Source organism: Pollutibacter soli, from assembly GCA_029269725.1.
GTDB lineage: Bacteria > Bacteroidota > Bacteroidia > Chitinophagales > Chitinophagaceae > Pollutibacter > Pollutibacter soli.
This window is the reverse complement of record JARJHS010000004.1, coordinates 110,510-127,569: the sequence shown is the minus strand read 5'-3', so window position 1 is coordinate 127,569 and position 17,060 is coordinate 110,510. Positions and strand designations below refer to the sequence as shown.

The following is a 17,060-nucleotide window of genomic DNA, read 5'->3' as shown; positions in this document are numbered from 1 at the left end:
GAATTAGTTATCCACTGGAATGCAAATCTCGAACTTTCAACCTTTGGTGTTTGTCATACCACATATTGAGGACTATCTATTACCGCATCTTAATGATGGGCATTTTACATCTAGCAATCAATAAACTCCAGTCGCTACCCACACCGTTCCATTACCGACAAGGTCAGTCGAAGTACCATCAGTGATCGTTGTAATCGATAAACCGTCTGCTGGTACGGATTATATAATTGAATACCTCCCATAAGTCACAGGCTTTGCCAGTCCCATACATTTCACAGCTAAAGCAAGAGCCATAACACAGTCATCGTGAAATCCTGATGGTGCCGAATACTTAGTAATTGAATTATGAAAGACGTACTCGAATATGTGTAGTTCGTTCGTAATCGGTCCAGCCGGGAAAGTGATTTCTCTTTTTTGAATTGCCTTTACAAGCCCTTCCATTAATTGTTGTTTGGATGAACTCGAAAACTTGAAGCCCTCAACTAATTTCAAATTGGTTTGAAGTTCTTCAACAATTGCGTCTCCTACACCTGTACTGTCAACCAGGCATCTTGTCTTTACAATTGCAGGCAGTTGAAGTATTTCTTTAATAGTGTGCCGCCAGTCTCTTTGGAATCGGTCGAAATAGCAAACAGATCCGTATTTATCAAGGCCAATTATAACCGTGAAATCTTCGGACTTTGCAAGATCAATTCCGTAACAAACTACAGGATGATTACTAATAGGTTCAATACACCTGTTTATATACTCCGTTCCGAATGGATTAGCTGCGTTTTCTGCTGGATTAGCCATATACTCCTGTTCGAATACTGCCGCCGGTAATGAGTCTTTAATTAAGTCAAGCTCGTTTTTATCCAGGTAGGGATTATCGTAAGAGGTGAACTTGAAGCTGGTCCAGTCTGGTTCTCCGTTAATTCCTTTTAGGTATAAGGAATAAAAAAAGTTCTTACCTCTAGGTGTACTTAAGAAGTACGCTTTCCCTTTATAATCGGTTAGGGTTGCCCGTATAGCATTATTCCAACCATTTTCCAGATCAGGAATAAATGAAGATTCGTCAATTATGACAACATGAAATTTTAAACTTCGAAAGTTATCCAGTCGCTCGCCTGTAAAAAATTGGATCTCACCTCCGGAAAGTAGTTTCCCTTCAAGGTCTGTTTTATTGAACTCTCCAATCAATGCAGGTAATGTATTGAGAAGTGCATCAAAAAACTTCTTAGCTAGTTTATAATTTGGTGTCACATAAGCAACACGATTTCCCGCCAGAGCATTTGTTATAAGTATATTCAGAGCAAGTTCACTTTTACCGAACCGCCTCCCGCACATAACGACAATAAACCTGGATTTACATTTAAGTATTTCTCTTTGGTTAAAATGAGGCTCCGCAAGTTCTACTTCGACAATCACAAAGTTGTTTTTCCTTTCTTGTAAGTGACTTTTATTTCAAGCTTTCCATTGGTTTCAACTGCTGACGTTTCCTTCCAGCCGTAGTTATAAGAAAGTGCAAGCTTCAATCCGCTGACATTACCCTCATTATTTACGAGTGCCCTTTCTAATCTTGCCTGGATTGCTTCCATAACCTGATTACACTCGTTTCTATATGCGGGTTTAGTCCGATAGCTTTTCCATGTCGGATGACTAACACCGAGATAATCCAAGAAACTCCCAAGTGTCGGAATGAGCGGCTCTCTAATGGTTACTACCTTACCCGCACTTGCGTGCTGTTTCCTCTTACCTGCTTCACAAGTTTTCTTATACAGCAACCACTTTGCCCAGATATCGCCACCGTTAGTATATTTCTTTGCACTCATACTTTAAATTTTAAAAAGAGCCAACTATAGACATTGGTCGGCCGTACCATGAAAGCTTCCCACATTAGAAAGAAGATTCGTTCAATATTCTTAGTCCGTTCCTACTGATCTTGATATTTAAATTTTCAAACCGTCTACGGAAGATTTTTCTCTCCTCTGAGTCTTCGCCTTCTTCCGGAATAGTGCTCCATTCCTCACACAGCCTGAGAAGTTTTTTGAACTCCTTCAGTAGTTCCTGATATCCGGGGATATTACTTGGCGTCCTCATTGCTGAAATATGAATTCTCGCATCATTGCCGCGTTAACTGCTTCTGGATTGCTGGGATATTCGGCCTGTAGTTCTTTTAATCTTTTACTTGCTTTCTCCCTAAAATCCTGTTCTTTTTTTGCCTTGTTAGCAAGAAAAACAGTCATACCTACTGCAGATTTTTCAAGTGCACGGTCATGCTTTTTTCGTTCGAGTTCTACTGGCCAAGGTTCTACAGGCTTTGGTTTTTCCACCTGGAACTTTGCTGACATCTGCTGTTTCATTTGCTCCTGTGTTTGTGATACTGTGTCAAGCTTCTGTACAAGCTTTAAAACTGCTTGAGTAAGCAGGTCCAGTCTTCCCAGGATCTCTGTTGAACTAGGTTGCTCAGTTGGTTTCACTTCCGGCTTTACTTCTGGTTTCGCTCCGGGTGCGGGTTCATCGAACTTCATTATTTGCCTGATTGCTGATAATCCTTCTTCAGGAGTCAATTTCTTTTTAGTATTAAATATGCCCATACGATTTATTTAAAAATTGTTTCGTTCTTTAACTAACGGTGTACGGTACTGGCTATCCTTAAACCCTACACAGATGACAGATAGGTCGTAATGCCTCTCTAAGTCGCTTCTGAGGGCGTTTAATTCTTCTCTGGTTATTCGCTTGCCTTCGTGAATAACGTGGTCAGAATCGCCTGGAATCGTGAAATACGTGAAGTTTCTATGCTTCATAGTACGCTGATTATTTTTCGAGTGCTTCCATAACCACTTTCCGGACAAACAAGGATTTGTTGCCATACTTGCTTATCTCGCTGTCCTGGTATTTCTTTTCCAGGATAGCATTAAACTTTTCATTCAATCTGAAGCTGATCGGTTTAGATTGCTTCGCTTTCTTTTGTTCGCTCATACTGAAATCCGTTTTGAACTGTCTACAATAAATGCGGGAGATGCTGTTGTATTAAATTTAAAACAGGATTATTTTCAGTTTGACTAACACACCGGCTAATTATAGGACCTCCTAAATATTAATTAGCTCATTATCAATACCGTAATTTATTCCCGTTTAGAATCGAACCCAATAGAATAGCCTGTTTACGCGGTTAATCTTCTCTCTAATGTCCTGTGTGGTGAAAGGTGGGTGTGGTGGTGTACCAAATCAAAAGAAATGTAGTCAGCGTAGTCAGCGTAGTCAGCTACTTTCTATAAGTTGGAAAAAACAGTGTACGTGCTGCGTCTATTCACCTTCTCTTTATTTTATATCTAATATTTATTATTGTTGTCTACCTGTCTACAATTCTATTATAACCCACACTGCCATTACGTTTGACGTGTAGACAGCACCCTGTAAAATGCCGTCTACATGCCGTCTACCTGTCTACGGGTTTTTGTCAATTAGCCTGTAAACCTTTACCACCGCACCATTCCGCCGAACACTAAAACGTTCCCCGCCTAGCTTTTTAATTTCTATTCCAAGTTTGGTAGAATTCAACTTCTGACTAAACCTTGTTTCAAGCTTTGATTTTACCTCACTCGATGTGAACTCTATAACATTTGTATTATCTGCTCCAGGTATCTCAAACATCTTTGTGAATAAATCAAATTCAGGATTAGTAACCTCGAATTCCTTAGTATTTTCTTTGAGATGCTTAATATCATCGCTAGTCAACCTCCAGTTAAAACCAGATTGATAAAGATGCCAAGCTTCCATTAACAGGTCCGTTTTATCGATACTATTGTAAGTCTCCTGATCAATACTTTCAACATCTATTGGAATAATTCGCCTGTTGCCTGTAGGGTCGTGTAATAGTTCTGAATCATTAGACGTACCACACAAAACAGCTAAACGTTTTATGGTAACATTATGCCTCCCATAAGGTTCTCGTAGGGTAAATTCATCCTTACTTAATACTTCTTTTAGTCTGGTAACATCCCTTTTACTTTTACCCCCCATCTCATCATCCATGACAAGCCATTTCTGAGTCATCAGGATCTCATCATCTTTTTCTCTATCCAACTTACTTTCCGCATAGTACTGCTTAAGTTCGGCCGGTAGTAATCGACGGAACCATTCTGTTTTTCCGGTCCCTTGAACCATCCCTGACAATACTAATAACAACGGGCTGTGATGACCATACGCAGATGCTATTAATCCTACAAACCATTTCTTACCGAAGTGTTCTGCGTACTGAGGAAAGAATTCTCTACCTTCAAAGCCCATCCCGTTTTTAATTGTACCAAAGAGTTTATCAATAAGTCCTGTGGGGGTTCTGGATTTATTTGCTTCAAAGAATTCAAGTAACGGATTGTAGTCAGGAGTAAAATGGCTGTGAATAAGACGTTCGAAAATTTCATAGCCCAACTTATTTATCTCTTTCACTCCAGCCAGATAGACAGTGTTTAATTCTTTTACTTCCGCTGGAATCCCGTTGATCTCAATTTTCCTGGTGATAACATTACGGCGAAGTTTATACCGCTGTGTAAGAAAGTATTCAAGCTGCTCAACCTTCGTTTGCTTTTCTACACCATTAGTGGGCCAGGGATTCGCACCATGCTGATGACGGTATTGTGTATAGACTTTGTCTACCTCTTCAGCGACATTGTAGCTGGTAAAATCCTGGATCATATCCCCACAATGTTTTTCAATCATTCTTATTGTGAATTCCCGACTCATCTTCTTTTGATTGCAGGAACCGGCAACAGAAGTTATATGATGATTTCTTTCTCCTGCTATCCAATACTTTGATCCCGTCTTATGATTGTGTGTGTCCAGGATTTTTAAGAAGTGTCTTTCGTTATCTGGAGATAGAATAACTACACTAGGTATTTGAATATCGACGGCGTATGAGTTAAAATACAAATCAGGATCATAACTTAAATACCGTAACCGGTTGGGATTCTGCTGCCCTTCTGGCAACCTTATGCCATGCTGTGCCAGCTGATCTACAGCTGTAATATAAGAATCATGGTATCGATCTCTGTCGCATTTGCCAATTGCAAACAGGTCTTTACCTCCTGCCGAAATACATACCATCACAATCCACGGAAATTCTCTAAGAATTGATTTTATTTTTTCGTTATCCTGTCCAGGATGATCTAAGTCTAGCGGGAATAAACCGGTGAGGTCATCAGGATTAGTAAACTGGTCCTTGTCTAGTGCAGTAGGTTTGTACTTTACACCTGGGCTGAATGCAGGTAAAAGACTGAGTTTTAAATTTTGATACTCCTTCTTTTCAACAACGCTTTTTTTACTTCGAACCTCATCGATAACATTTTTGAATTTTCCGGTTTTGATTTGTTCGCAAATTTCAGAAAGAGATTTTATTACGCCCCGATGCCTGGTTGCAAGTTCAAAAAATGAACATTCGATTTCTCCTACTGGGAGAATATTTGTATCTTTATTCACTCTTAAAATATTTATTTGCCCCGCGATTTCTATCCTGGGGCATTTGTTTTTAAAGGATGGATTTCGCTTTGATGTAAGGCTTCAGATCCGAATAGTTATATCTGAAACTTGCATTGCCGACGGGTACCCGGGGGATGATTTTTTCGCGGGTTAACTTTTCAAATGTTACGCGGCTGATGTTAAGAAGTTCACATGCTTCGCCTGTTGTTACAAGTCTGTTTTCTTCTCCTTCTTTTTTGATTGATGATAACTCGGAGCGGAGATGTTTTCTAATTCCTTCTTCAATTAACTGTTCAATCATCTGACTAAACTCTGTGGTAGAAACGATGGCAATTCCATCAACTACCTGCGTGATCTTTTTGAGCATTGTACGTATTTTCAGTAAATGCGACGACATGGAGTTTATTAAAGAAAATTGGCAAAGAAATTATTCATATTTTTTATACGCATGTATTTATTGCTGATAAACAATTAATTAATGCCTCAAAAAACTATGAAATTTCTTTAAAATCAGACTCCATCAATTAGTCAGTTCTGAAAGTATACTGCCGCCCATTAATTCAATCGCTCTCTGATAAAGCAGGGGTGAACTAATCCGCAATTGATCAAGTGCGTCGAGTTGTTTATTCATCTTTAGCGGAGGTAATCCGAGACGTTCCCTGATCTCCCTGTTAGTCAGATTTTCCACCTGTGTTTTTTCAGAGTAGCTAAATCCAATCGGAGAAAGAGGTACTATTTTAAGTTTTTCCGGAGTCATGCAGTGTTGCATTATTACATTGAACACCGATAAAATATCATTCTGTCTTCCCTTCACGTAAGTGTTATTGAAAATCTCAAAAGCATCACGCATTTCTTTACTTACTCCTAGTTGTCCAGGTGTCATAATTCCCATTAATACAGGACTGGTAACCTGGTGGCAGGTTAGGATATTTTGCGAGATCATTTTATATACCGCAGTGAAATCTTCTTCAGTCATATCACTGGGACCGAGATCAACAATAGTTGGTGCGGTGTCCTTACTCGCGTTGAATGATAATAGGAATTTTATTCCTTCAGACCCTGTGAACTTATTCTTGAAGCTTCGTTCAATAGTTTTCTTTTCGTCTTCGTTCTCTGGCTCACCATTATTGAGGTTAATAAGCTTTGAAGGTGTAAAACCAGACTTAGCATTGTTCAAGGTATGTTTTGAAACTTCGATATCAGCATTGATGTAATTCAATCCCTGCTGATACTCAGGTTCAGTGTACGTGCCTTGATCTGCGTTGTAGTCTTTATAGTAAAGAATTTGTTTTGTGGCTTTCTTGTAAGGATTAAAAGCAGGTATTCGAACTATGTCGCCTATCCTCCTTTGCCAATCTTTCCTGTAATAAAACATTGTATTGTCTTCATTACTTCTCATCCTGGCATTTTCCATATGCCTGACTTCGACAATCTTTCCACCATGCCCATAAATCACTTCCATGAAAAAACCTCCGTGAACAAGCAAACTATGAATTGATTTATCTTTTACTGAATCCAGGCTTTCACCGGAAGTGTTACAACGCTTTACAAAAGAATTATCTTTAGGCGCAAATCCTTTCCCGGAGATGTAGGTATTTTTTGTTTTAATTATTGCTCCATGCGTAGGCGACTTCAAAGCAAGCTCTGACAGATATTTCGGGTAGTCGTTAACAAATTCAACTATTCCTGTGTCCCGGCTTACTGTAGTTACTGGTAGCTCTGGTTCTGCGTCAAAGTATAAAAAGAATAAGTTGTCTTTCATACATATAAATGCGGTGACCCATAATTTATTTATGAGACCCATATGCAAAAAGGAAGTACTTTAATTTTTTGGTGCATATCTTTCTAGCTTTAATTGCCGAACTTTTGGCAAATAAAAGTATCATCTATAATTTAACACTATAGAAAAACACCATGAACAAGCTCAATATTTTTATTAGTTCGACCTGTTACGATTTGTCTCACCTAAGGGCTACTTTAAATGAAACTATTGTTAATCTTGGTCACAATCCAATCCTTTCTGAATTTCCCACATTCCCAATAGATCCAACCACCACTACCGTTGACAATTGTATTAATGTAGTCAGGGGATCTGCTGATATTCTAATTTTAATAGTCGGAAGTCGTTATGGCTCACCTACAGATTCCGGGAAATCTGTTACGAATCTTGAATATAAAGCTGCTATTGACAAGGGTATTCCTGTCTATGTATTTGTCGATAAGAAAACTTTAAACGCAATTCAATTTTGGAAGGATAATCCGAAAGGCATTTTCACTAGCTACGTTGATTCAGTTAAAATTTTTGAATTTATCGAGGATATTAGAACAAAAAACATGCGATGGACGTTTGGCTTCGACTCCCCGCAAGATATCACTCAAATACTTTCTATTCAATTTTCATATTTATTCCGGGAAGCATTAACAATCAAAATTAAGTATGATAGCCAAATTCCAAATTATTCCAACCTCAATATTTCAAATGCAGCTTTAAAACTTCTTTTAGATAAACCTATCGGATATGAGTATTTATTTTTTGTACAAGTCCTTCAGGATGAAATGGCAAAAGTAAAAGATGTTGAAAACGATTTGAAGTATCAGATTTATTTTGAACCTAAAAACTTCGTTAAACGAGCACAAGATCTCTCAAGTCTGCTTATGAATAGAAATGACATATTATACAGATTAACAAATACTTTAGGAAATCTGGTAAACAAGGCACTACCCATCTTTTTAAATGAGCCTGGACAGCCGTCGGATTTAAAAGGGTTGGTTTATGCCGCGAAAGCTTATGCTAGGCTGTATAAATCCCTGGTTCTTTGGTCAATTGAAACACATAATATTCAAGCACCGGAAGGTTGTGAGGAATTAATCGAGAAAATGTCAAAAATTCCCGGGCAAATGATTAAGGATGTTTTTGACTACCAATATAAGATTGAGTTCGATATAAAACAGTTATTGGCGGAATCAAGTACGAAAAAATCAGTCAGGTCTTCTTTAGTTGTTGGTTTAGACCAGGTTGCGATAGCTGAATTTAAAGTTGCATTCGAAAATTTCAAAGATCGGCTGTTAAAAAAACAGAATAACCCCAAATGATAATTCCGTGAAAAATCCCGTTTAAAAACGTTTTTTCCCCCTTGCCAGTAATCCCGACCGTTCTATCTTAACTTAATGCAATACATAGAAATTACCTCCGGCGGTCAGCAATTCCGTTTCTTGACATTTTGGGAAGTAAAAGTGCAAGACTCCTGGGAGCTTGTAACTAATCAATCAACAATAAGCTTCTTGGATTACTTAAGACTTAGTATAGTTAAATAAGACAGAATTGTCTTATCTCGATCGTAGCAATTCCTGCTCAGCGCCTGGCCAAGTATATGTGACTTGTAATTTCCCAGATTTGATCCTCGGCATTATTTCGTTTGGTGGAATGTTATTCTTTGTAAAGTCGTTTTGAAGCCAAATAAATTTGTTTGTCGGTGTAACTTTAAGGACTGAAAACGGCCCACCAATATGCCAATCTAATTTATTCTTCTTTATATATAATCTCATGAAGTTTTGCAAAAGATTTGAAGCCTTTTGACAAGTATATTGCGATCGATTAAGCGAATCAAAAACTACTTTGTTTTCTAATTCAACAAATCGTTTAAAATCTTGGCTTGTACCGTAGAACCCTGCTAAGAACGTAAAAGTAGATCGATTATCTGTTAGAATCAGCTCTGTCTTGCCTGAAAAAGCACTCATGAAGAAGGTGAAATTGTTTCGAAAAGTGTTGAACGAATTACTTGCTTTATTCAACGCTATTAGACAATTGACAACAGTATCCAGGTCACCATAGCTTTGACACGTTTTATAATTACTAATAACCAACGCTGCATAATCTATCTCTCCTGTAGATCTTGTTCCTCTTGTGCCAAATGCAATTTTTTTCTCAATGTAGATTTTTGGCATTTTGTCAAAGTATGCAGCAGGTGAATCAGGGCTGTGGTTACTTAGAACCACCGACACTCGGCTGTCTGCTATTAAAATTGCGCCATCAGAACATTTTGCCCCTACTACTAATGTCCCGCTAGTTTCAAAATACTGTTGCCCATTTATTTTGTTTTGAAAAAAGAATGTTACAGAAAAAAAACAAACCAGCTTAAATCCAAAAGATTTATAGAATTTCATTATTACCTTCCAAATGATTGATAAAAATATCTATAAATATATTGAAGTAGATTTATTAATGCATAAGCGAAACGATCTATTTTCGTTCCATGCCCGCGTACCTGGTTATAGTGAAACCGAATGATGAACCGGTTAGAAGAGAGCTTATTGATCTTATCAGCGTCGATATTGAATATGTTTTCGACTGGCAAAAAAAATTGCACCATCGCAAACACCGAAATAAAATTGAATACTTCGATATCAGGATGGTGCATGAGAAATACCCGGATGGTATTTTATGCTGACACTGGGATCTTACTTTGTCGTTGCTGCTCGTTAAACTCAACTACTTTCTTCAAATAGCTTCGATACTCTTCAGCTGATGGAAGTACACTATTTAGCAATGATTTGAGCTCCCGAATGAAAGCAAAGTTTTGACTTACGTCCATTAGTTCGCCATCTAAAGCGCATTGAAAGATTGTATCCAATGACTCGCTCGTATCCAGATGTTCAAAAGTCCCTTTGAAATCGTAAAGCTTGTTTAGTATGTCAGATGTTTTTTCTATAGTAACCTGTGGTAATTGCCGTGTATTCATGGCCTAGGTTTTTTAGGGTTATAAACTTGAAATCTTTCTGCAAACTTTGTCTCGCCGTTTAGCTCATTAATTGGATAGTATTGAATTCCATCCTCAGTTACCAGCCCTGGCGAAGTATAACGTGCTAAAAATTCCAAACCTTCACCAATACCGGAAGCTAATTCGCCGGTAGAATCTACTATCGAAATTGGATTTACATTTGTACAAATCAGATGATAAGTTCTGTTTTTATTAGTGGGTTGTTTCTTTTCTGTAGGCTTTATAGTCTGATCACTGCCTTTGATACCTAATGATTTCTCGACTTGCTTTCTAAGAAATTCAATTTCTGAATTTTGGCTTTCGATTGTTTTCGATGCCCAAAACAACTGCCGCTGTACATCAATCAATTCTTCACGAACCCTTATTAATTCCATTCCTTGCCCGATATAATCGGCAACTGTCGGACTTTTGCACTGCTCGTTGTTCTCAACTTTCTTTTTACCTTTACGTTCCATGTTATTTGCTTTTTATAAGTGAATAATACCCCGGTAGTTCGCGCTATCGGGTTTTTTTATTTTTGAACTATTGTTCCTTTTTTGATCCCTGTAAAAATGTTTGAAACTGCTTGCCGGTGTAAGTTGTCCACAACCTTTTTTGCTGCTGACTTTTCCGGATGATTTATTAGGAAATCACCATTGAACTTAGTCTTAAGCTGTCCTTCCTCTTTCCTAGTTACAATAACGTTCAGGGTATTTTGTTCGGGACTTCTCCACATAGTTTCATTTCCCCACCCACGCCCATCTTTAAACTCATAGTCTTCGCGAGTATTAAATCCAAATTTTTTATTGTCCTTTTCTTCTTGAGTTATTTTCAGACCAAGTACTAAGCCTCCTACGCCTCCAAGAAAGGCGCAAACCATAATGGCAGGTCCACCAAAATAATTGCGCTCGGTGTTGTTCATCTTTTGTGCTTCACCTGAACCCAGCATTAACCCAGCAAATGCACCAATAACAATTCCTAATAAGGTTAGCCCAACTGCTTTCATACTGCTTTTAATTTGTTCACCGGCTCCCATGCTTCGAGTAATGATTCTGCTGCATCGAGGGAAGTGAACTTGATATATCTTAAAAATGATTTCTCTGTCTTGTGTCCAGTGATACGCATTATCGTGTAAGAAGAAACACCTTTTAGATAGGTATTTGTAGCAAAGCTCCGACGTGCGGTGTGTGAAGACACTTTCTCCCACAGTTCAATCTCCGGAGAATTTTCAACCCTTCCCTTATCAGTCAATCCAGCTAACCTACACGCCTCTTTGATGTAGTCGTTAAACTTTTGGTTTGATACAGACTTAGGCAAACGGTTCGGATTGCGCTCGTACTTCTTAAATATTTCAAGTACAATTTTATGACAGGGCACCGTAACAAGTTCGCCGGTCTTTTGGGTTCTAACCTGGAGGAAATCTCTGCCTTTATGCTTAAATACATTTTCCTTCTTGATTTCAGAGAAGTCGGAAAACCTCATACCGACATAACACCCAAATACAAACAAGTCGCGAACTTGCTCAAGTCTTTTATTATTTGAAAAATCGAACTTGTATAGTTTTTCAATATCGCTTTCGGTAAGATAAATTGAATCCGCTGGTTCGTTGAATACGTGAAAGTCTTCTTTCTTGTGTTCCTGGTTCTTCGTTAAACCGAGATTGAAAGACTTATTCATGAAAGTCTTTACGTTCTTTATGTTCTTGCCAATACTGTTTTTATTCAAACCCTGGCCTTCCAAATACTTTGTGAACTTGTGATAAAAGTCCAAGTTGATCGATTCAAAGTTGATTGGATACTTTTTTGCAGCCGCGAAAGCCTTTAGGTGTCCCAGCGTTGTTTTATACGTTCTAACGGTGTTTACAGACCTATCCTGCCCTTTCATCTTTATGTCCTGGCTAATCAGTCTTTCAATAACTGAGTACAGCGTATCAGCCTCTGGCTTTTTCTCCTTCTCTTTTTGACTGTTTCCGGAGAAGTTTTGCCGAATCCTTTCTTTAATTGATGTCAGGTTAACGGGCAAGCCTTTAAATTGAGCAGTATTGAATTCTTCGGTAACTATCCGATCGATTCCACCACGTTTAATACAAAATGCATTGAACTCGTTGTTCCGTCTTGTTTCCCCGTTATTCTTAACATATGATTTTTTAGAATCCCAGTTCTCGGGTTTCACCGACATACCTAATGTCGTAATCATCTTTTGTCCTTTGTAACGTATTTGGCAACTGATTAAACTTTTACCGGTATTCGGGTTAACTGTCTGGAGAAAGTAAGTAGGACTAATCATGGAAGTCTGGTTCAGACTCTAAGATAATCACATTAGTCGATTAATTAGTCATTTTTTATAAAATCTTATAAAAATATTTTAAAACCCGGTTCCTCACCGATCAGCTGTCACAGCTGCTTTCTCTTGTATTTATCTATTTTTAGCAACTTATTTTAAAGTTTCAGGGCGCTAGGTTCGATTCCGGACGAGACCACTTTTAAAAGCCGAAAGGACGAAGTGAAAGTGGCTTATCAATAGAAATTAGTTTTCCTGCAATCAGGAACCTATTCAATTGAAATCAGAAGCAGTTTTTCGTTTACTTCTCCCCAACCCCTTTTTCTTTAATTAGTTTATAAATTGCGGCCGCATCAACAGGACTTTGAGGCGTCAGATTTTCCGCACCAGTCGCAGTGATTACTATCGTATCCTCGATACGGAAATGAATTTTCTTCTCCTTGTCTTCGAGTATAGGCTCGACGTTAAATACAACACCGGCGACAAAAGGTTTATCATAAGGGCCAACATCATGAACAGCCATTCCTACGAAATGCCCGATATAATTCGGCCAGTTTTTTTCGTAACCATTTCGTGCATACACTGCTTTACCAATCTTTTCCAGATCTTCAACCGTAACACCCGGCTTCATAGCAGCAATAACTTCATCACGCGCCTGCTTTACGCAATTGTACATTTTCAACTGATCATCCGTAAACTGTCCGGACACGGGCCATGTCCTGGTGATATCGGTGGTGTAGTAATTCAATTCCGGAGCGTAATCCAGTAATATCACCGTACCCACTTCCATCGGATGATTGTTCGCATTGTAATGCCAGCTAAGTCCGCGTGGACCAGAAGCAGCTATAGGAAAATAGGCTGGTGTTGTATTGCTGTTGGCGTAAATAAAATCACAGGCTGCCACCACCTGGTATTCATAAATTCCCGGCTTTGTTACCCGCATAGCTTCATCAAAACCAAGACACCCGATCCTTCCACACTCACGCATAACCGCAATTTCTTTTGCATCTTTCACCCAACGCATTTCATCCAGAACAGGACTTAAATTTTTTATTGAAACCACTGGAAAGCGTTCTTTAATCTTATTAATGAAATTGTTTTCTTTTGATATACGCCCATCCCAGGGATCATTCATACGCGTCTGCCTCTCCATTTCGCAACGATCGCGACTCATTTCAGCAGTTTCTTCGGGTGTAGTGATTACCCATACATGATCTGCTGCTGATGTATAATAACTCAGGTAACCTGATAAATGCGTTTTGGGTGCTACGCGATCGAACATGTATTTTTTTGCAGACTCTGTTCCTGCTTTTATCAAAGCTTCTTCTTTGATATCTCCCGATATATTATCAGGTACAAACAGGTATGCCTTTTTCGATTTACCATCCAGTAACATGGTGGCATCCGGAATTTCCACTCCGCTCAGATAGTAAAAATTATTGTCCTGGCGGAATGAAACAAAGGCTTCTGGTAGCCCGGCTCCCTGCAAAATGGCAATGCCATCGCCGATTTTATCCATCACTTTTGCTCTCCTGGCTGCAAAATCAGCGGGGGTAAAATACTTCCATATATCCTGTGCAAATGAATTGATAGAAATGATTGAGAATATTGCAATAATAGCTGATTTCATCCGCTGCATGGTTATTGAATTGTGAGTGGAAAATGCAAATGAAAATAATGAAATTCATCAGAACGCAGTTGCTGCCGATATATTAAGCCATTTTTCAATTAAATTAGTACTCACTTATTCCGGAAACGATTGCTTTCAAAACTGCTTTTACTGATCATTGCGCTGCTACCGGCTGCAGGCATCCTTGCGCAATGTAATCCGAGGACAGGCACGCCACCGGAAGCTGGATTTTTTCAATCTGCACGAAATGGATTCGGATATGACCTGCCAAAAGGATCTGAGGACCTGAACTGGAAAGTATCAATGGATTCGATTAAAGGTCCGTATAAACCTGCCGTGGTAATGGGCGAGCTTGCTTCGGTTTATTATCGTAGTAAATATCCTGATTGTTATTGGATCTCTGTCAGTGAAACAGGTGAGCATGGTGGAAGTCACTACTTCTATTTTAAATTTGATTTTGTACTCCCCTGTTTCAATAACTGCGGAATCAGTTACAACACAGCAAACACCTTTTGTCTCAACCTGGAATTGTATACTGATAATTCAGTTTCCGAAGTATACGTGAATGGAAAACCGCAAAGTACGAGGCTTGGCAATATGCCTCTTCCGAATCCATTCAGTCCCGGCATCAATCATACACAAAGTACGGTGCAACAGGTACAACTCTGTAGTGACTGGGTAGCCGGAGAAAATTCATTAATCATTGAAGTAGCATCTTCTGCAACGGTTGTGGGTTTACTCGTTCAAAAAGCAGTTACACCAAAACCACCGCCGAGCAGTGATACGATACCGGCTGCTATCTGCAGCGGAGAAACTTATCTCTTCGCCGGTCAGACGCTTACACAATCCGGATACTATTACAACAACTTCACAACGCCCGGTGGATGCGATTCGAGTGTTATACTCGATCTTTTTGTCCGTCCCCGTGCAGGTTCACGGATCGATACATCCATCTGTTTCGGACAGTCGGTTTATGGATATGCACAAACAGGTTTGTACACAGACACATTTGATGTTGCCGGCAATTGCGATAGCATTCGCATACTCAATCTTGTGGTAAATGGTCCGCCTCAACCTGATCTTGGTCCTGATATACTGATATGTGAAGGGGATTCAATCCTGATATCTCCCGGCATATTTGATAATTATCTGTGGCAAAACGGTAGCAGCTCTCCGGCAATCTATGTTTCGAGACCAGGCACTTATTCCGTTACCGTCACCAATGCATGTACTTCGGCATCAGATCAGATAACTGTAAGAGCAGGTGTCTGCGATCTTGAATTTCCGAATGCATTCACGCCAAACGACGATGGTCTGAATGATTTTTTTGGAATACTCACTTCAAAGCAATTGACAGAATATCATTTGCAGGTGTACAATCGCCTGGGCGAGAAAGTTTTTGAAAGCTATTCTGTAAATGAAAAATGGAACGGAACTTTCAAAAATAAAAATCAAGCCGCCGGAAACTATAGCTGGTATTTTACCTATCGTGAAAATGGAAAGCTGATGGGAAAGAAGGGAGTAGTGATGTTGATCAGATAGAGAGGAGGCAGGAGAATTAGTTGATAGTTTTTTAGCACACCCCTTTGATATCAAGAGCCAAAATATAAAATCAAATCACCAATTTAAAAACACCAATATGTCAACAGCAGCACATCATGAAGTAAATAAGATCTGGCAGCAGCTACTAAATACAGACGCCTATCAATCGATATCAGCGGATATTGATGATTACCGAAAACAGGTAAATGTATTTGTGCCGGGTGATTCCTACTATTACATCTTTGCATTGCCCAAAGGAAATTTCGAGATGGTGAGTGATGAAATCGAAAAAGTATTGGGTTATCATCCTTCAGAAGTAGATGTACCTTTTATCATCGACAAAATGCATCCTGAAGATCAGCCGTGGTTCATCAAGTTTGAAAATTATGTAGTGCAATTCTTCAGTAAACTCAGCATAGACCAGGTTCCGAATTATAAAGTTCGTTACGACTATCGCATCAGGAAAAAGAACGGCGAATATATCCGCATTCTGCAACAGGTGATCACTGTAGAGTTCAGTAAAGAGAACCCTGTTGTGAAAACATTTGGTGTCCATTCAGATATCAGCTATCTGAAAATGGAAGGGAAACCTGTTTTATCAATCATAGGCTATAATGGTGAGCCATCTTATACAGACATCACTGTTTAAGCAGGTATCTACGTTATACGTTTTACGTTAAACGTTAAACGTATAACGTTCTGCAATTCAATTCCCGTTTGTGTCATTTCATACATCCTTTCCTTTCCTTACGCTTTTTCAGCTATTAGTTTTGGGTCATGATTAAAAACACAAACAATGAAAAAGCTAACAATTGCAGTCCTGGCATTACTTCTGACAGGCTTTATGTCTTGTAAAAAAGACGATGTTGTTGATTCAAACGCTCCATGTAATCTGGCAAGTACAAATGTGCCTGATGAATTGGTTGGCAGCTGGGTGAATGGTTACACCTCATTCACAAATATCATCGACGCCTATGATGGTCGTATACTGGGCACCACCTGGAAAAGCGGCAGGTATCTTCACATGGAAACTAATGGAAAAAATGCTGTACTATATGTAATGGGCGGAAGCCAGTTCTCTGAATTTGCAACAAAGGCTGAAGGCACAGTTTCAATCAATGAAGCTGCAGGCACACTCAGTTTTAATGTTTGCCGCGCGCATTACCGCGCATGGAGCAACGGTGCTAAAACCGTGGATCGGGATGCTTCAACCAATGAAGTTGAAGACCTCACAGAAAAGCTCCGGTTCTTTTACAGTTTTGAATTCAGTGGAGGAACAAACTGGTTTCAGTTGAGGTTTGATCCCAACGGCTCTCCTACCAGTTTCAGAAAAGTTGATTGATCGAGTGATAGAATGATAACGGATAATATCCTACGGGGTATTATCCGTTTTT

General features: G+C 39.1%; 18 protein-coding genes. 5 read left to right on the top strand and 13 right to left on the bottom strand.

Going from position 1 to position 17,060, the window contains the following annotated elements:
• Positions 1 to 219 precede the first annotated feature (219 nt).
• The 7 genes from P2W82_RS11540 to P2W82_RS11510 form a co-directional block, all read right to left on the bottom strand.
• Positions 220 to 1,407, bottom strand: coding sequence for a terminase large subunit domain-containing protein (locus P2W82_RS11540; RefSeq protein ID WP_336516038.1), 1,188 nt, complete (start codon positions 1,405 to 1,407; stop codon positions 220 to 222).
• Positions 1,404 to 1,811: a terminase small subunit gene (locus P2W82_RS11535; RefSeq protein WP_336516037.1), complete on the bottom strand. Its 408-nt coding sequence runs from the start codon at positions 1,809 to 1,811 to the stop codon at positions 1,404 to 1,406. The genes P2W82_RS11540 and P2W82_RS11535 overlap by 4 nt, the downstream gene beginning before the upstream one ends.
• A gap of 264 nt (positions 1,812 to 2,075) precedes the next feature.
• Entirely contained in the window at positions 2,076 to 2,576 is a 501-nt protein-coding gene (locus P2W82_RS11530) for a hypothetical protein (RefSeq protein ID WP_336516036.1), read from the bottom strand.
• Positions 2,577 to 2,796: 220 nt separating this feature from the next.
• A complete protein-coding gene (locus P2W82_RS11525; RefSeq protein WP_336516035.1) occupies positions 2,797 to 2,961 on the bottom strand; it encodes a hypothetical protein in 165 nt (54 codons plus the stop codon).
• A gap of 468 nt (positions 2,962 to 3,429) precedes the next feature.
• Positions 3,430 to 5,457 (bottom strand): VapE domain-containing protein, encoded by a 2,028-nt coding sequence (locus tag P2W82_RS11520; protein ID WP_336516034.1) that lies wholly within the window; start codon positions 5,455 to 5,457, stop codon positions 3,430 to 3,432.
• 49 nt (positions 5,458 to 5,506) lie between these two features.
• Positions 5,507 to 5,824, bottom strand: coding sequence for an excisionase family DNA-binding protein (locus tag P2W82_RS11515; protein WP_336516033.1), 318 nt, complete (start codon positions 5,822 to 5,824; stop codon positions 5,507 to 5,509).
• A gap of 153 nt (positions 5,825 to 5,977) precedes the next feature.
• Positions 5,978 to 7,219, bottom strand: a complete 1,242-nt coding sequence (locus P2W82_RS11510; protein WP_336516032.1) for a hypothetical protein — start codon at positions 7,217 to 7,219, stop codon at positions 5,978 to 5,980.
• A 152-nt stretch (positions 7,220 to 7,371) separates the two neighbouring features.
• Here P2W82_RS11510 and P2W82_RS11505 point away from each other — a divergent pair, with 152 nt between their 5' ends.
• Complete coding sequence (locus tag P2W82_RS11505) at positions 7,372 to 8,550, top strand: DUF4062 domain-containing protein (protein WP_336516031.1); 1,179 nt, start codon at positions 7,372 to 7,374, stop codon at positions 8,548 to 8,550.
• Positions 8,551 to 8,784: 234 nt separating this feature from the next.
• Here P2W82_RS11505 and P2W82_RS11500 read toward each other — a convergent pair whose 3' ends face one another.
• The gene (locus P2W82_RS11500) at positions 8,785 to 9,621 is read right to left on the bottom strand and encodes a hypothetical protein (RefSeq protein ID WP_336516030.1); all 837 of its coding nucleotides are present in this window, start codon (positions 9,619 to 9,621) and stop codon (positions 8,785 to 8,787) included.
• Between the two features lie 89 nt (positions 9,622 to 9,710).
• Between P2W82_RS11500 and P2W82_RS11495 the strand changes: the two genes are divergently transcribed.
• The gene (locus P2W82_RS11495; RefSeq protein ID WP_336516029.1) at positions 9,711 to 9,905 is read left to right on the top strand and encodes a hypothetical protein; all 195 of its coding nucleotides are present in this window, start codon (positions 9,711 to 9,713) and stop codon (positions 9,903 to 9,905) included.
• On the opposite strand, the gene P2W82_RS11490 is transcribed toward P2W82_RS11495, so the two are convergent.
• From P2W82_RS11490 to P2W82_RS11470, 5 genes are all read right to left on the bottom strand, one after another.
• Positions 9,897 to 10,196 carry a hypothetical protein gene (locus tag P2W82_RS11490; RefSeq protein ID WP_336516028.1) on the bottom strand — a complete coding sequence of 100 codons (300 nt, stop codon included), beginning with the start codon at positions 10,194 to 10,196 and terminating at the stop codon, positions 9,897 to 9,899. The genes P2W82_RS11495 and P2W82_RS11490 overlap by 9 nt on opposite strands.
• Entirely contained in the window at positions 10,193 to 10,690 is a 498-nt protein-coding gene (locus tag P2W82_RS11485; protein WP_336516027.1) for a hypothetical protein, read from the bottom strand. Before P2W82_RS11485 ends, P2W82_RS11490 begins: the two co-directional genes overlap by 4 nt.
• A gap of 56 nt (positions 10,691 to 10,746) precedes the next feature.
• Complete coding sequence (locus P2W82_RS11480) at positions 10,747 to 11,220, bottom strand: hypothetical protein (RefSeq protein WP_336516026.1); 474 nt, start codon at positions 11,218 to 11,220, stop codon at positions 10,747 to 10,749.
• On the bottom strand, positions 11,217 to 12,410 hold the full coding sequence (locus P2W82_RS11475; protein ID WP_336516025.1) for a site-specific integrase: 1,194 nt from the start codon (positions 12,408 to 12,410) through the stop codon (positions 11,217 to 11,219). The genes P2W82_RS11480 and P2W82_RS11475 overlap by 4 nt, the downstream gene beginning before the upstream one ends.
• 385 nt (positions 12,411 to 12,795) lie before the next feature.
• Positions 12,796 to 14,124: a Xaa-Pro peptidase family protein gene (locus P2W82_RS11470; protein WP_336516024.1), complete on the bottom strand. Its 1,329-nt coding sequence runs from the start codon at positions 14,122 to 14,124 to the stop codon at positions 12,796 to 12,798.
• Positions 14,125 to 14,253: 129 nt separating this feature from the next.
• On the opposite strand from P2W82_RS11470, the gene P2W82_RS11465 reads away from it, so the two are divergent.
• The 3 genes from P2W82_RS11465 to P2W82_RS11455 all read left to right on the top strand — a co-directional run bounded on the left by P2W82_RS11465 (position 14,254) and on the right by P2W82_RS11455 (position 17,008).
• Positions 14,254 to 15,666: a T9SS type B sorting domain-containing protein gene (locus P2W82_RS11465; protein WP_336516023.1), complete on the top strand. Its 1,413-nt coding sequence runs from the start codon at positions 14,254 to 14,256 to the stop codon at positions 15,664 to 15,666.
• A gap of 97 nt (positions 15,667 to 15,763) precedes the next feature.
• Positions 15,764 to 16,315: a PAS domain-containing protein gene (locus P2W82_RS11460; RefSeq protein ID WP_336516022.1), complete on the top strand. Its 552-nt coding sequence runs from the start codon at positions 15,764 to 15,766 to the stop codon at positions 16,313 to 16,315.
• Between the two features lie 147 nt (positions 16,316 to 16,462).
• Positions 16,463 to 17,008: a hypothetical protein gene (locus P2W82_RS11455; RefSeq protein WP_336516021.1), complete on the top strand. Its 546-nt coding sequence runs from the start codon at positions 16,463 to 16,465 to the stop codon at positions 17,006 to 17,008.
• Positions 17,009 to 17,060: the final 52 nt, after the last annotated feature.

Coding starts and splice junctions, on each gene's coding strand:
- P2W82_RS11535 (WP_336516037.1), bottom strand. CDS start 1,811: ATGAGTGCAAAGAAATATACTAACGGTGGCGATATCTGGGCAAAGTGG.
- P2W82_RS11530 (WP_336516036.1), bottom strand. CDS start 2,576: ATGGGCATATTTAATACTAAAAAGAAATTGACTCCTGAAGAAGGATTA.
- P2W82_RS11525 (WP_336516035.1), bottom strand. CDS start 2,961: ATGAGCGAACAAAAGAAAGCGAAGCAATCTAAACCGATCAGCTTCAGA.
- P2W82_RS11515 (WP_336516033.1), bottom strand. CDS start 5,824: ATGCTCAAAAAGATCACGCAGGTAGTTGATGGAATTGCCATCGTTTCT.
- P2W82_RS11510 (WP_336516032.1), bottom strand. CDS start 7,219: ATGAAAGACAACTTATTCTTTTTATACTTTGACGCAGAACCAGAGCTA.
- P2W82_RS11505 (WP_336516031.1), top strand. CDS start 7,372: ATGAACAAGCTCAATATTTTTATTAGTTCGACCTGTTACGATTTGTCT.
- P2W82_RS11500 (WP_336516030.1), bottom strand. CDS start 9,621: ATGAAATTCTATAAATCTTTTGGATTTAAGCTGGTTTGTTTTTTTTCT.
- P2W82_RS11495 (WP_336516029.1), top strand. CDS start 9,711: ATGCCCGCGTACCTGGTTATAGTGAAACCGAATGATGAACCGGTTAGA.
- P2W82_RS11490 (WP_336516028.1), bottom strand. CDS start 10,196: ATGAATACACGGCAATTACCACAGGTTACTATAGAAAAAACATCTGAC.
- P2W82_RS11485 (WP_336516027.1), bottom strand. CDS start 10,690: ATGGAACGTAAAGGTAAAAAGAAAGTTGAGAACAACGAGCAGTGCAAA.
- P2W82_RS11480 (WP_336516026.1), bottom strand. CDS start 11,220: ATGAAAGCAGTTGGGCTAACCTTATTAGGAATTGTTATTGGTGCATTT.
- P2W82_RS11475 (WP_336516025.1), bottom strand. CDS start 12,410: ATGATTACGACATTAGGTATGTCGGTGAAACCCGAGAACTGGGATTCT.
- P2W82_RS11470 (WP_336516024.1), bottom strand. CDS start 14,124: ATGAAATCAGCTATTATTGCAATATTCTCAATCATTTCTATCAATTCA.
- P2W82_RS11460 (WP_336516022.1), top strand. CDS start 15,764: ATGTCAACAGCAGCACATCATGAAGTAAATAAGATCTGGCAGCAGCTA.
- P2W82_RS11455 (WP_336516021.1), top strand. CDS start 16,463: ATGAAAAAGCTAACAATTGCAGTCCTGGCATTACTTCTGACAGGCTTT.